General features: G+C 61.5%; 12 protein-coding genes and 1 pseudogene. 1 reads left to right on the forward strand and 12 read right to left on the reverse strand.

What is annotated here, in order from left to right; genetic code table 11:
• The 12 genes and pseudogenes from V7116_RS03090 to V7116_RS03145 all read right to left on the reverse strand — a co-directional run.
• Positions 1 to 735, reverse strand: a pseudogene (locus V7116_RS03090) (hypothetical protein); the annotation flags it as partial.
• On the reverse strand, positions 732 to 1,391 hold the full coding sequence (locus V7116_RS03095) for a PilN domain-containing protein (RefSeq protein WP_324390317.1): 660 nt from the start codon (positions 1,389 to 1,391) through the stop codon (positions 732 to 734). The gene V7116_RS03095 and the pseudogene V7116_RS03090, both read right to left, overlap by 4 nt.
• An 8-nt stretch (positions 1,392 to 1,399) precedes the next feature.
• Entirely contained in the window at positions 1,400 to 2,095 is a 696-nt protein-coding gene (locus tag V7116_RS03100) for an A24 family peptidase (protein WP_324390319.1), read from the reverse strand.
• Positions 2,096 to 2,187: 92 nt separating this feature from the next.
• On the reverse strand, positions 2,188 to 3,885 hold the full coding sequence (locus V7116_RS03105) for an ATP-binding protein (protein ID WP_324390320.1): 1,698 nt from the start codon (positions 3,883 to 3,885) through the stop codon (positions 2,188 to 2,190).
• 1 nt (position 3,886) lies between these two features.
• Entirely contained in the window at positions 3,887 to 4,444 is a 558-nt protein-coding gene (locus V7116_RS03110; RefSeq protein WP_324390322.1) for a hypothetical protein, read from the reverse strand.
• Between the two features lie 44 nt (positions 4,445 to 4,488).
• Entirely contained in the window at positions 4,489 to 5,976 is a 1,488-nt protein-coding gene (locus tag V7116_RS03115; RefSeq protein WP_324390324.1) for a type II secretion system F family protein, read from the reverse strand.
• Positions 5,927 to 7,621 carry a type II/IV secretion system ATPase subunit gene (locus V7116_RS03120; protein ID WP_324390326.1) on the reverse strand — a complete coding sequence of 565 codons (1,695 nt, stop codon included), beginning with the start codon at positions 7,619 to 7,621 and terminating at the stop codon, positions 5,927 to 5,929. Before V7116_RS03120 ends, V7116_RS03115 begins: the two co-directional genes overlap by 50 nt.
• Positions 7,622 to 7,627: 6 nt before the next feature.
• A complete protein-coding gene (locus V7116_RS03125; protein WP_324390328.1) occupies positions 7,628 to 8,347 on the reverse strand; it encodes an ATPase domain-containing protein in 720 nt (239 codons plus the stop codon).
• 31 nt (positions 8,348 to 8,378) lie between these two features.
• Positions 8,379 to 9,536 (reverse strand): cadherin-like domain-containing protein, encoded by a 1,158-nt coding sequence (locus tag V7116_RS03130; protein ID WP_324390330.1) that lies wholly within the window; start codon positions 9,534 to 9,536, stop codon positions 8,379 to 8,381.
• A gap of 3 nt (positions 9,537 to 9,539) precedes the next feature.
• Positions 9,540 to 10,049, reverse strand: a complete 510-nt coding sequence (locus V7116_RS03135) for a hypothetical protein (RefSeq protein WP_324390332.1) — start codon at positions 10,047 to 10,049, stop codon at positions 9,540 to 9,542.
• Positions 10,042 to 11,232 carry a hypothetical protein gene (locus tag V7116_RS03140; protein WP_324390334.1) on the reverse strand — a complete coding sequence of 397 codons (1,191 nt, stop codon included), beginning with the start codon at positions 11,230 to 11,232 and terminating at the stop codon, positions 10,042 to 10,044. Before V7116_RS03140 ends, V7116_RS03135 begins: the two co-directional genes overlap by 8 nt.
• Before the next feature lie 239 nt (positions 11,233 to 11,471).
• On the reverse strand, positions 11,472 to 12,041 hold the full coding sequence (locus V7116_RS03145; RefSeq protein ID WP_324390336.1) for an archaellin/type IV pilin N-terminal domain-containing protein: 570 nt from the start codon (positions 12,039 to 12,041) through the stop codon (positions 11,472 to 11,474).
• Positions 12,042 to 12,600: 559 nt separating this feature from the next.
• On the opposite strand from V7116_RS03145, the gene V7116_RS03150 reads away from it, so the two are divergent.
• The gene (locus tag V7116_RS03150; protein WP_324390338.1) at positions 12,601 to 13,608 is read left to right on the forward strand and encodes a LacI family DNA-binding transcriptional regulator; all 1,008 of its coding nucleotides are present in this window, start codon (positions 12,601 to 12,603) and stop codon (positions 13,606 to 13,608) included.
• Positions 13,609 to 13,682: the final 74 nt, after the last annotated feature.

Consider the following 13,682-nt stretch of genomic DNA (forward strand, 5'->3'; position numbering starts at 1 on the left):
CGCCGTAATCGCCGGGGCGTCGGGCGCGGTCTCGGTGGCGGCTTCCGTCGCGGTGGGCGCGACTACCTGCGGCGCGGGCGTCGTGGCGAGCGGCGTAGGCGTGGGCGCGTTCGGCGTGCTGATGCTGTGCTCCGGCAGGTTGTCCAGCGCGGTGCCTGAAGCATAGGGCGAGACGTACATCAGCAGATCCATCGTGAGCGTGGCCTGCTGTTCGCTCTCGGTGATCGCCACGTTGCCAAACACGAGGCTTGGCGCAGACGCTTCCTTGATCCGCACCATGAACTGCATCAGGTACGTGACTTTGCCGGACACTTCAAGGCTGAAGGTGCGCACGCTGTAGGCCGTCGTTTCGACGACCTCGGCGGGCGGTTGAAGCTCCAGCTTGACGATCTCGACCTGGCTGTCTTTGGCGTAGACATACAGCTTGTCCAGCATGCTGTCGGCCTGGGCGGAGGTCAGAAACACGCTGCCTGCGTCCGCGAGCCGGTTGTCCATGCTGATCATTTGCGCGTTCAGCACTTCGGCTTCGCCCTGCCGCGCCGATGCGGTCGCCGTGACGGCGGCGCTGTTGGCCGCGATCTCCGTTTGCATGTCGCCGTGCGTCTGCCATTTGGGCATTACGGTCGTGATGCCAAACGCAGCCAGCCCGACGAGGATCGCGGCGATGAGCAGCAGGGGCAGCAGGTTGACCAGCTTGCTCCCAAGCGAAAACGAGCTTTCTTCGAAATCGTTCATGAGTCCCCGGATTTTAACTCGGCCAGTGCCACGAACTCGACGTACCGGACGCCCGGGTTCGGATTCGCCAGTGTGAACCGCGTGACGTTGGGCTGCGGCGTGGCCGTCATAGCGGCGTCGGTGGGGGCGGGGGTGATGTCCGGCGCGATGCTGACGGCCAGCGACTGCACGCTGACGCGGTCGAACAGGCCGGAGCTTTCAAGCCGGTTGACGTATGAGATGACGGTTGGCTCGGTCCAGGCCCGGCCTGCGATCACGATCTGCTGGCCGGTTTGCGACACGCTGAGGATGATCATGTAGTTTTCGTTGTAGTTCCCCAGGCTCGCCATCACCACCGGCCACACGACGTGGTTGTTCGTCAGGCTCGTCTGCACGGCGTCAATGGCGCTCGCGTCTTGCAGCTTCTGCGTGAGCGCCGCGCCGATCTCGCGCTCCTCCGCCGATTCGGGCGGCTCGTTGGCGAGCTGGAACTGGCTGGTTGCCAGATCGTTTTGCAGCGTCTGGTTGTCTTGCTCGATGGTCCTCGACAGCAAAAACAGCGGCACGAACAGCGCGGCGATGCTGAGCACGATCAGCCACTTGATGATCGTGCTCAGGTGACCGTTTTGTGCCTCTTCTTCGACCGGTTCGTCAATGGGTTGCGTCGGTAACGTCACCATACACCTCACGCCACGAATGGCGGGCTGATCAACACGGCGAGCAGAGCGCCGAGGCATAAGAATGGCGCGTACGGGATCCGGGTCTGAAGCTGGGCGCGTTTGGTGGCCAGCCAGAAGGCGATGAGCACGCCCGCCGAGCCGGTGCCCAGCAGCAGCGCCCACAGCACGCCCGGAAAACCAAACGTCACGCCGATGAACACGGCCAGCTTGACGTCTCCGCCCCCCAACTGGCCCGGCCTCAGCCACGCCGTCAGGAAAAAGATGGCGCCTGCCATAACGCCACCTAGCAGTATATTGAGAGCGTGGTCTGGCACAAGCAGCCAGTGCGCCGCGGCCCCGGCGGCGATGGCCGGATAGATGACCACGTTGAGGATCAGGCGATAGTTCCAGTCGATCAGGGCGATCAGCGCCAGCAGCGCGACCAGGACCATATAGGCCGCGCTCTCGCCCGTTAGCCCATAGCGGTGCCACAGGGCCGCGAACGCCGCGCCGCATCCCACCTCGACCGACGCGCGCAGCGCCAACTGTCCGCGCTGGCTGGCGGTGGGCCGGAGCCCAAGCCGGACGAGGGCGGGCCAGCCCAACGGGTGCGCCCCACGCGAGGCGAGTACAGGAGCCGCTGCGAAGCGCGGCAGCACATCGGCGGCCCAGCCAACCAGCCACCCGGCCAAAAATCCGAGCAAAAATGTCACGACGATCATGCGTGCCTCACGGCAAATGATAACGTGAAACGATATACGGAGGCGGAACGGACGGGGGCGAGTTAGGTCGTTCGCCCCTATATCGATAACGGTCAGGAGACGCGCAGCGTGCCCGGCAGCATAATGACGAATTCCGCGCCGGACTCTTCGAGATTGCGCGCGTGGATCGTTCCCCGGTGCGCCTCGACGGTCGTGCGGACGAATTCCAGCCCCAGGCCGATGCCCGCGCCGTCCTGCATCGACTTCTTGCGGCGGAAGACCTTGTCGAACAGGTGCGGCAGGTCTTCTTCGGGGATGCCCGGCCCCGTGTCGCACACGCGGATGAGCACCTCATTGGCGCCGAAGCTCAAGGTGACCGAAATGTGCGCGCCCAGCGGCGAATATTTTACGGCATTATCGATCAGGTGAAAGACGCTGTGGTAAAGGTGTGCGCCGCTGCCAAAAATCGAATAGGGCAGGCCAACCACCTGCGTTTGCAGCACCTGGAGTTTTTCGTCCGCAGCCGGGCGTTGATCGTCGGCGGCGCGCATGACGATCTCGACCAGATCGCACGGGTTGTGGTTAGTGGTGTGCGTCTCGGTGAGCTGCGTCACGGCCAGCAGTTGTTCCAGCAGGTGGTGCACGTCGTTGCTGGACGCGGTGATGTTTTCGGCCAGATAGAGGATGTCCTCGTCGTTTTGCCCGTAGGTGCTCAACATCCCCGTATAGCCGAGGATGGCGTTGAGCAGCGGCTTAAAATCGTAGGCCAGGGCATAGTTCAGCGCCGTCACGATCTTCGTGTAGCGGGTCAGCGCGCTGCTGGTCGATTGGAACAGCCGCGAGTTCTGCACGGCGACGGCGGTGAAATCCGCAATGGCGGTGATGACCTGCTTGTCGTTGCCGGAGAAGCGCTCGCCCTGTTGGTGATGCGCCGCCGTCAGCACGCCGAAGGTCACGCCGCCCAGCGTCAGCGGCAGGCACATCAGCGTCTCGACGAGATAACCGGTCTTCATCTTGACGCGCAGCTCGTCCGATTCGCGGTGCACGTTGAGCGGCTTGCCGGTCTGGATCACCTGGCCCACCAGCGAATCGGCCACCGAGAGCCGGAGTGCGTTCGGATCCTCGTTTTCGAGGCCGCAGCCGACTTCCAGGCACAGGTCGCCGTTTTGCTCATCGACGAGCCAGATCGCGGCTTCGTCGGCGCTGGTCAGCGACATGGTGAGCTGGACGGCCTGGTTGAGCACGTCTTTTGTGTCGAGCTGCGCGCCGATGGCTTTGAGCGCGTGCACGATCACGGTGGCGACGTCGTCGTTTTCGCGCGATTTGTGCATCTGCGCCGAGGGCCGCTCGATGATTCGTACGATGAATTCGAGCTTGCCGATCGTGAGCAGATCGCCGTTGGACAGGCTGTAGGGCGTGTTGACGCCGATCGAGCGCCCGTTGAGCCACGTGCCGTTGGTGCTGCCCAGGTCCACGATGTAAAGCCGCGATTCCGTCGGGCGCAGCATCGCGTGGCGGCGCGACACGCCGAGGTCGTCGGCGTCGTAGGGATCGAGCGACACGAATCCCGGCGTTTCTTCGCCGCGCCCCAGCACGATCTCGTCGTTGATATCCAGCCCGAAGCGCCGCGCGGGGTCGAAGACCAGATCGAAGCCCACGCGCCAGATCGGGCCGGAGCCCTCACCAAAGGCGATGTCGTGCGGGATCGGGCGGTACTCGATGCTGGGCTTGGACAGGTGTAGATTCCACAGGCGCTCCTGGCGAAGCTCAGTCGTAACCTGACGAACGACTTTATCGGATGCGTTTCCCATATCAGTGTTCCTCGTCCGCCGCGGCAGGCGCTTGTGTATTCAATAGACTTGATATCTGACCCGCAAAATTAACCAGGTCGGACGTATTGACGGTCGAGAGGTTTTCCAGCAGGGCGGCGTAGGGACTGTTGCTGCTGTCATCGTCGAACACGCTGGAGAGCAGATCCCGCATGTCCGCCGACACGCCATCTTCGTTATTTTCCTGATGGTCTTCCTCGGGCTTGGCTTCGGCGGTCCCAAAGCTGAGCTTGCTTCGGTCTTTGCCTTCGGCCCTCTTGGGCGCTTCGGGATCGGCAGCGCTGGCGGCGCTGGCAGCGGCGGCTGGAACGAACTGCTTTTGCTGTTCGGCCTGCTGCGCGGCGATCTGTGCGGCAGCGATCGCCCTGGCTTCTTCGCGCTGGACCCGTTCTGCTGCGCGCTGCGCTTTGCGGCGCGCCGTCGCCTTGCGCATGCTGGTTACTGCCCACAGCAGCAGCGCGAGGGTGAGCGGGGCTAACGCCGCGCCGACGCCCAGGAGAATGGTTTGGTCGTTGAGGATCATTTCAAATAACGATGACACGCTAGCCTCCCCCAACCGGCGGGCATCGCCCACCGGATTTTGCCTTACATGGTCAGGATGCCCGCCACCAGGGGCGGCACGACCAGGAAGCAAATGCCTGAGATAAAGATCGTGAGCGCCAGATAGAGCGCGCCCTTCAGTTTGAAGCCGCCGTCGCTGAGGATGGTGGCGGCTGCGCCGATGACGGCCAGCAGCAGGATCATGACGGTGGTGATCATGTTCAAAAATTGAAGCTCGGCGGGCGAAAACGACGCCATCGCCATGTTCATGCTCGCCTGCCCCTGGTTGGCCGCGTCACCGGTCGGCATCAGCGTTTTGATCACTTCGGCGAAGTTCAGCACGATCGACATCACGAAGACCATCAGGCCCGCGACCACGGCCTGCATGACGGTGGTGAGGCCCGCAAACGTCCCGGCCACCAGCCGCCGCTTCGCGCGAAGCTGTGCGGTCTTGGCGGTGAACAACGAGCACAGGAACCCGACGCGCTCCGGGTCGCCGCCCATTCGGATTGCGCCGTAAAAAATATCGGTGACCTCGCTGATCAGCTTGCTGCCGGATTCGACACCGAACTTCTTCCAGCAGATTTCCGGCTCGACCAGCGCTTGCAGACGCGTGCTCAGCCGCAAAATGTCCGGTTCCAGGGTTGGGAACGAGCTGAGGTCGATCAACGTCAGCGCCTGTTTCATCGTTGTGCCGCTGGACGTCGCCATGCCCCCTGCCGAACGCAGGAATGTGCTGAATTCCTCGTCCTTTTTGGTCGTCTTTTTGTCACTGATATAGCTTATGACGCCGACCGGAACGAGCATGGAGGCGACCAGGATCAAGATCCAGCCGATCGGCAGACCGACCAGATTGAGCACTGAGGCTCCGGCGAAGGCCAGCGGCCCCAACATGCGTGACAGGCTGAGCGCGCGCCGCTGCTCCGGCGAGCCATCCGCCGCCTTCACGGTCATCACTTCCTGGGGCGCGGACCGCCAGATGATCCAGGCCCCGAACCCCGCGATGACGACGCCGGTAGCGATCAGCATCGTCATGACCGTCGAGTCCATCGAGTAGATCATGGACGAGATCACCTGAATGATGACGATCAGCGCGACCGAAATGGTGATCGAGGTGAACGCGTTGGTCCACTGCTTCATCGCTTCGAGGTTGCGCTCGTACTTGTTTTGATAGTCCTCGGCCTGCACGTTCGCTTCGCGCGCCAAAAATTCGGCCATCGGCTCGCCGGAGCGCAGCGCGTCCGAAAAGCGAAGCAGGAAGCTTTTCATGTTCTCCGACTTGGCCTGCACGCCGATGCGGCGGCACGCTTCGGGGTAGTCGTAGCGGAACTCATCGACCAGCGTGTTGATGGCGACGAAATACTCGGCGGCTTTGGAGTGCGCCTGCGCCGCCACCTCGAACGTCTTGCTGCGCGACAGCCCGGCAGCGGCCATCGCAGACATGTAGGTTAGTTGGTAGAACAGGTCGAACGGCGGAACCACGCTAAAGGAGGTTTTGTCGCCGTGCTTCACAGAGGATTTGGAAGAACTCATCGAAATCCGTGACCCCCTTTTCTTTGTGGAGTTTTTCGAAGATGCGGGCGCGCCGCTTGACTTCGTCGTAAATGGACTTGCGCTTGTGCGGCGGGATGCCGCGCCGGATGGCGATCACCTGCTCCAGCAGGTAGCTGTTCATGTAACCGGGGAACTCGAACGTGTCCGTGGTCGGGTTCCACCGGAACGCTTCCAGAAACGAAAACGTCTCGGTCACCGGGTCGTAGCCGATGATCTCGTTCACGCTCAGCACGCGGCGGGCCATCTTGCCGTTGCTCAGGCGGACGGCTTGCTGGATCACCGCCAGATGCAGGTTGTCGATGTACGTCTTGGGGATGTTGATCGGCTCGCCGGTGAGACGCTGGATCAGCTTTTCGACCGAGTCGGCGTGGAACGTGGACATCACGCCGTGGCCGGTCTGCATGGCCTGGAACGCTACTACCGCTTCGATTGCGCGGATCTCACCGACGATGATGCGGTCGGGGCGCTGGCGGAGGGCCGCTTTAAGCAGCTCGAACATGCCCACTTCGCCGCCCTTGTTCTCCGCACCCATGCTGCGCGTCACTTCCTGGACCCAGTTCTTATGCGGCACGTGGACTTCGGGCGTGTCCTCGATGGTGACGATCTTGGCGTCGGGCTTCAAAAACGTGTTGATCGCGTTGAGCAGCGTCGTTTTACCGGAGGCCGTCGCCCCCACCACGAACAGGTTCAGCCCTTCTTCCAGCATCAGCGACAGGTACGCCGCGATCATGTAGTCGAGCGAGCCGAACCCGATCAGCTCCAGAACGCTGATCGGCGTGCCGCTGAATTTACGGATGGTGAAGTTGCTGCCGCGCTTGGAAATCTCGCGCCCGTAGACGATGTTGATACGCGAGCCGTCGGGCAGCACCGCGTCCACCAGCGGGTTGCGCACGGTGACCGGGTGTTTGATCCACTCGCCCAGCCACACGACAAAATCGTCCACTTCGTCATGGGTCGCAAAAACAATCGAGGACTGGACACTTTTGAACATTTTGTGCTCGACGAAGATGTGCCCCACGCCGCTGCAGCTAATATCTTCGATGAACGGGTCGAGCAGCAGCGGTTGGAGCACGCCCAGCCCCACCTTGTCGCGCAGAATGCGGTAGCGCACGCCCTCAAGTTCTTCGGGTGTTACACAAATTTTATCGGGACGGCGCGATCCGTTGGCCGGGCGGCGCTGCGTGGTGCAGAAATAATCGATCAGCTGAAGCAGGAGCTTGCGCTTTTCTTCTTTGTCTTCCAGCCGCCCGATTTCTTCCGCCCAGCCGATCAGCTTCTCATCGACCTGCGCGACGAGGTGATCGACGCTGACGACCGTCGTCGGCTCGATCGGGATGTAGTGGTTGCGCGCGCCGGTCGCGTCGGGATAAATGTGGACGTACAGCCCGTCCTTGATGGGGTAGATCAGGTTGGGCGGGTCCATTTGCCCCATGTTGCGGTTGGGCTTGGAGAAGTACTTCGGCATGCCGATCTCATCGATCGGAACCTGGCGCAAATATTCGGCCAGGAACGGCGACTGCTCGCAGGGCAGCCGCAGGTCGTGGGGCAGGCTGTCAAGAAACTCCTCGGTGACTCGTGGAGCGGTTTGTTGATCGTAGGCAAAAGGCAGTCCAGTTTGCGCCATTGATCGTTAGCCTCGCGCCTTGCTGATGGGAATAACGCGCATGCCCCAACCGGGCTCGACTTCAAACCCGACGATGGCGCCCGTGCTGCTGGCCGCACCCCGGATCTTGACGACTTGCAGCAGCTTCACCAGCCGCTGCCCGTCCTGTTCGGAGCGCAGCTGCAGGTGAGCGTCGCACATGGATCGGATCGGATTGATGAACTCCGAATCCATCGCGTCGGAATGCAGCACGATGATGATGGTTACGCCTTCGGATGTCAGGCGCTTGCAGCCCTCGAAGAAGCGGATGGTATTTTTTTCGTCGGTCGAGTGGATGATCGCGGAGGTGAACGAGTCCACCACGATCACGTCGCGCGATTTCTCCTTGTGCATCGCCTGGAGCAGCAGATTCGGCGCTTGATCGCCCAGCGCGCCCAGCTCGATCGGGTAGATGCGCAGCGCGCCCAGCAGCAGGTGATCGAGCACGTCCAGGTCGATGCTCTGCATCTGCTTGACGAGGCTCTTGACCGTGTTTTCGGTGGTGAAGACGGCGGCGCTGAAGCCGTCTTGCAGCGATCCCCAGGTGATCTGCTGCGCCAGCACCGATTTGCCGGACCCGGATCCGCCTTCGATCAGGTTCACGGAGTTGATCGGGAGGCCGCCGCCCAGCTTGCCGTCGAGTTCCTCGTTTCCAGACGAGATCACCGACTTATTTTTGGTTTTGGGTTGGTCGTCGCTCTCAGACATATCCGTGTCCTCGATGGTTACCGCAAAGTGGTTACCCCAGGCTTGGGCTGATGTTCAGCGTGTACGTCCCGATCCGGGTTTCCCCGTCGGTGATGGTGAACGAAAAGCTGTCCGCCGTTTCACCGGTCCGGGTGTAAATGAGCCGCCCCGCGTCAATATCGGCCTGGGTGAACGTGTGCAGGTTCAAATAACCTTGTTCCGGCTCGGTGGCGATCTTGTAGGTGAGCTGTTCCGGCGTGTTGTCTGCGTCGTTGGCTTGCAGCCACACGGACGTGATGACGCCCGCGTTCTCGCTGCCCACCGGGAAATCGGTCGCGCTGGGCGTGAAGGTGGGCGGCTCGCTGATGCCGATGTTGAAGGTCTGGCCTTCTACGGTGTCCTGCCCGTCGGTGACGCTGAACGTGAAGCTGCCGCCGCCGCTGCTGGTATGCGTGTACACGACCTTGCCCGCGTCGATATCGGCCTGTGTGAAGGTTTCGACGCTCAACGTGCCTTGCAGCGCGGACGTGTCGGTGACGGTGTACACGATCTCGTCGGGCGTTTCGTCGTCGGTGGCGCTGAGCAGATCGCCCGTGATCGTTTTGCGGCCCAGCGGCGCGACGGTCAGCGGCGAGGTGGTGACGGTGGGCGGCTTGTTCGCCTGGAAGTTGATCGTAATGCCGACGCCGTTGGCGGTCGCCAGCGCCACTTCGACCGGCGATCCCTGCACCGCTGGCGGGGATACCTTGATCCACAGGACCAGTTCTTCGCCGGGGTTCCACATGCCTGGATCGACGGATTCTTCCGCCCGATCAGAGGCGTCCAGGTAAATGTGCGCAGACCACGATTGCAGCGCGAGCAGATCCTGGGCCATTTCGGGATCGGCGTTGATGTTAAACGTGGTATCGAGCGTCAGGTACTGCACGCGCAGATTCCCGCTGTCGTAGCGCGCGATGACGTCCCACTGCTCGAAATCTGCCAGACGCACACTGCCGCTGTTGCGCAGGGTTACCTCGAACACGGTACGGTTACGCGTCGTTTTGGCCTCGACGAGTTCGAGGGCGGTGTGCATCCGGTCGGCCATCCGATCGCTGATCTCGCTCTGCGTCTGGCTGATCACTTCCTGCGACGCGATCGCCGCATGGCTCAGGCTCAACGCGCCAAAAAGCAGAACGAAGATGATGATGAAGGCCGAAAGAACGTTTTCCATCCCTTACAGGCTCCAGAAATACTCGCTGTCGATCCCATTGGGCATGGTGACCTTCAGGAACTGCTGACCGGCTTGCAGCGGAGCCTGGTGAATGGTGATCGCCAGGGTCGCCGTCGGTTCCCAGTCGGTCGCGTTGACGACCGTGGCGTCCCAATAGGTTCCTGTCGTCGATTCGCTGGCGTGCGGGATGCGCTTGAAATTGCCCTGCGGCCCGAAGAATATGTCCAACCGCTCGATCCCGGCGTAGGGGAGGCGCGTGTCGCCCACGTTTTTGACCCAGACGAACACCTCGATGACGCCGTTGCCGTTGGTGTCCTGTACCGCGCCGTTGGTCCATTCGGCGGCGGCGTGCACGATCGTGATCTGGCTGCGGAGCCGGTCGTTCTGCTGGTCCGCCATGTTCACGATGGCGTCGCCGCCCTCGACGATGGCGGGGTAGGCAACGTTGAACAGCATGACAGCCATGACCATGCTGATGACGATGAGCATGGCGGTCGTAATTGCCTTATCCATTCTTGTCCCTCCACGACGACGCAGCGCCTGAGTCCTGGATGCCTGCGATCAACCGGGCGATAAGGTTCGGGGTGACGCCTTCCTCGTCTTCCTGTGAGGTATCTGCGGGCTGTTGGGGAGAGCTTGTGGGCGCGGGCACATAGTCGCCGTTGTCGCCCGCCTCGACCATCGCGATCGTGACGAGTTGGAGCAGGGTGTCTTTGACGTGCTCCGAAATCCGTTTTTCCTGCGCGTACTGTTTGATCAGCATACAGGTATGGTCGGGACCCATCGAGTTCACGCGCTTGAGCGTCCATTCTTGAAGCTGCGTCAGGGTGGCCCAGTCCGCTTCGGTGATGGGGATGCCCTCATCCAGCGTCGGCGGCAGGTCGTCGTCCACGATAAAAGGCCGCGTATTGCTTGCGGACGAGCCGGTCTCGTAGTGATAGGACGCGGTAGAAGACGGGCGTCGTGGATTTTCCGGCGGGGTGACGAACCCGTCCGGGTCGGTGACGTTCCAGGCCGGGTTGCTGCTCGAACGTGCCGGGGCGTCCATGTGGATGTGGGTGGAATGGTGCGCTTCCGGTTCCGGTCGCCGGGAATAACGGGGCGCTTCCGGCTCGGTGTACCGCGAACCGTACGGGCGATCCGGCTCCGCGCGGCGCGGCGGTGGGGTTGGCTCCGGATCGGTATAGTAGGACTGTTCCTGCTGCCGCTGCCACGACGGTTTGGGCGTCTCCGGTTCTTCATAGCGCGGGCGTGTGGGCATCGGCTCGGGATCGGCGTACCGGGGTTGAGGCGGCAGCGGATCCGGCTCGGCATACCGGTGCTGCGGGGGCAACGGCTCCTGGGCCGCGTAACGCGGCGGGAGCGGCGGTTCTGGTTCTGGCTGTCGCGGGCTGTTGGCTGGCGCGGTGAGGTTGTCGAGCGTAACTTTGCGAATGACGGCGGGCGGGGGAGTCAGAATCTCCGGTTCTTCGGGTAGATCGATCGCCTGTTCCGGCTGCACCGGCACGGTGACGACCTGCGCGGCTGGTTTGGCGGGGGGTGAAGAAATCTCCGGGACGGCGGCGCTGTCCGCCCGTAGGGCAGGATATTTGTTGGTAAGGAGATGCTCCTGTATGTCTAACAGGGTTGCCTGGATTTGATTCTTGAGGATTTGTACTTCTTCTTCGAGCATTTGAACTCGGTGTTCCAGGTCCATCGCCTTACTTCCTTTGGTCGTACCGCTATCCCGGAGATATGAAAAATCGCCCCACCGGCACGGCCAAGTTCGGGTGGGGCGATTGTCCATCAGCTCTATTCAGAGCGTTAAGACCGTGATGAATTGGTTGTAGGCTTGGCCGTGCCTGATTTATTCGTTTTGTTTCGTAAGCTGCATAACCGGGATGGAAGGGGGTGACCGGCTGGTTAGGACCGGTCACCAGTTGTACCGTCGGTTAACTACCGGAGTTCCATCACCGTATCAAGCGCTGCGGGTGTAGTGCGGGTGATGTTGAGCACAGCTCCCGACGGGGGTTTGACTTCCAGGGTGAACTCGGTGTTGGCGGCCAGGCTCACGCCGGTGGGGATGGTCACGCTGATCTCGACCAGTTCACCATCTTCGAGCATGCTGTCGCCACCGGACGCTTCGTCGGAATTGTAGACCAGGAAGGTGGGCGTCCAGGTTGCAACTTCGTTGTTCGACGCGTCACGGTAGCTGATCACGACCTTCGAAGTGGTGCCCAGGTCAATCGCTTCGCCGCCCGAGGCCAGGGCCATCGTGAAGTCGACGCTGCTGACTGCCGAGCCGTCCGAGTTGGCGATGACAGCGCCCTTGACGGCCATCGAGGACTGCACGTTTTCGAGGCCCGAGTAGATGGCGGCCTCGCCCTTTTCCGTCGAAGACGAACCGGCGGACAGAATGGTGAAAGCGAAAACGGAAGCGACGACTACGAAGGCGATTAGGATAATAGCAGTTTCAAGGGCGGTCTGGCCGCTCTCATCGTTATGAAGGGTTTTGAAATTGAACATTGTTGGTCTCCTGTTAGTTGGCTTGCACACGGTAGTGTTTGCTGCACTCACTTATTAGGTTAGGACCGAAGAATTAAATGGGAATAAAAAACGGATCTAAAGCGTTATATTTCCTGAAATGTTCACAACTTTAAGACAATTTGAGCCGCTTATTATGTCCCAAGAGCCGCAGGAAAAACAGTGGATCGAGGCCCCTTCTTTGCGATCTGATGCTGAATTTACGGGGAAAATTGAGGCATTTCGGGAGGCCGGTACGGATCGCGCTCCCAAAACCGGGTGCGGTTGCTCGCAGTCACCGCGACACGATACTTCATTAATTTTTTGTTTATTTAGACCGCAAAACCGGGCTTTCGTGCGAAATTTGCGCGCGCAGACCAATGTCGAAGGACGCCGATTTTTAATCGCCTCGTTCCATCGAGGACGGCGGGCGGCGCTCTTGACAGCCCCTCTGATCTGTGTTAACTTGCATATGTTACCGATAACACACAATATTGTTTAGGTCGTTCAGGCGGCGGATGACATCCGGTCACTCGCTCGGCCAGAGGGTCGGGGACCTGCAATGAGCACAATCGCAGACGTAGCCAGGCGCGCGGGCGTTTCCAAGATGACGGTGTCCCGTGTGATCAACGATTCGGGATACATCAGCCAGGAGACACGCGAACGCGTCGAGCAGGCGATCTCAGAACTGGGATACATTCCGAACGCGCTCGCTCGCAGCCTCCGTTTTAAGCAAACCCGCACGATCGCGCTGATCCTTACCGACATCACCAACCCCTTCTTTACGACTCTGGCGCGCGGCGTCGAAGACGTGGCGAGCGAACAGGGGTTCAGCGTCATTTTCTGCAACACCGACGAATCCGAAAAAGAAGAAGCGGAATATATCAACGTCCTGCTGCAAAAGCAGGTCGATGGGCTGCTGCTGGTTCCCACCTCCTCCACCGAGGACGCGATCGCGCCCCTCCGCGAGCAGGGGCTGCCGTTCGTGCTGCTGGACCGCTACGTGCCCGGCACGCGGCTGGACAGCGTGCGCGGCGATTCGATCCACGGGGCCTATGCACTCATGCAGCATCTGCTGGATCTGGGCCACCGCCGCATTGCGGTGCTCAGCGGCCCCGCCGAAGTGACCACCTCCGTGGACCGCGTGGAAGGGGTCCGGCGGGCGGCGCACGATGCCGGGCTGGAACTCGATCTTTCGCAGGTCTATTACGGGCCGTTTTCGCTGGAGGGCGGGTACGCGATGGCGACGCAGGCCCTGGCCGCAGAGCCGCGCCCCACGGCAATTTATGCCATGAACAACTTCATCGCCATGAGCGCGCTGCGCGTCGCGCGGGAGATCGGGCTGCGCGTGCCGGAAGACCTGTCGGTGGTAACGTTCGACGATCTGCCCGCCGCGTTTGTGGCCGAGCCGTTCCTGACGGTGGCCGAGCAGCCCGCGTACGAGATGGGCCAGCAGGCCACGGCGCTGCTGCTCGATCGCCTGTCGAGCAAAGGCCCCACCGAGCCGATGGAAATCATCCTCCCGACGCGCCTGATTGTGCGTAAGTCGAGCGGGCCGGTTCCGGCCTGATGCGCCAGCAGCATAGACTGTTTCGTCGAGTCCAGGGTGTTGGATTTTTCGAGAGATATATTAAGGAGAACTTT

This window comes from Aggregatilinea sp. (assembly GCF_036822615.1).
GTDB lineage: Bacteria > Chloroflexota > Anaerolineae > Aggregatilineales > Aggregatilineaceae > Aggregatilinea.

Bases quoted from the DNA above. Each gene is read 5' to 3' on its own strand.
- V7116_RS03145 (WP_324390336.1), bottom strand. From the start codon at position 12,041: ATGTTCAATTTCAAAACCCTTCATAACGATGAGAGCGGCCAGACCGCC.
- V7116_RS03140 (WP_324390334.1), bottom strand. From the start codon at position 11,232: ATGGACCTGGAACACCGAGTTCAAATGCTCGAAGAAGAAGTACAAATC.
- V7116_RS03130 (WP_324390330.1), bottom strand. From the start codon at position 9,536: ATGGAAAACGTTCTTTCGGCCTTCATCATCATCTTCGTTCTGCTTTTT.
- V7116_RS03105 (WP_324390320.1), bottom strand. From the start codon at position 3,885: ATGGGAAACGCATCCGATAAAGTCGTTCGTCAGGTTACGACTGAGCTT.
- V7116_RS03135 (WP_324390332.1), bottom strand. From the start codon at position 10,049: ATGGATAAGGCAATTACGACCGCCATGCTCATCGTCATCAGCATGGTC.
- V7116_RS03150 (WP_324390338.1), top strand. From the start codon at position 12,601: ATGAGCACAATCGCAGACGTAGCCAGGCGCGCGGGCGTTTCCAAGATG.
- V7116_RS03115 (WP_324390324.1), bottom strand. From the start codon at position 5,976: ATGAGTTCTTCCAAATCCTCTGTGAAGCACGGCGACAAAACCTCCTTT.
- V7116_RS03100 (WP_324390319.1), bottom strand. From the start codon at position 2,095: ATGATCGTCGTGACATTTTTGCTCGGATTTTTGGCCGGGTGGCTGGTT.
- V7116_RS03125 (WP_324390328.1), bottom strand. From the start codon at position 8,347: ATGTCTGAGAGCGACGACCAACCCAAAACCAAAAATAAGTCGGTGATC.
- V7116_RS03120 (WP_324390326.1), bottom strand. From the start codon at position 7,621: ATGGCGCAAACTGGACTGCCTTTTGCCTACGATCAACAAACCGCTCCA.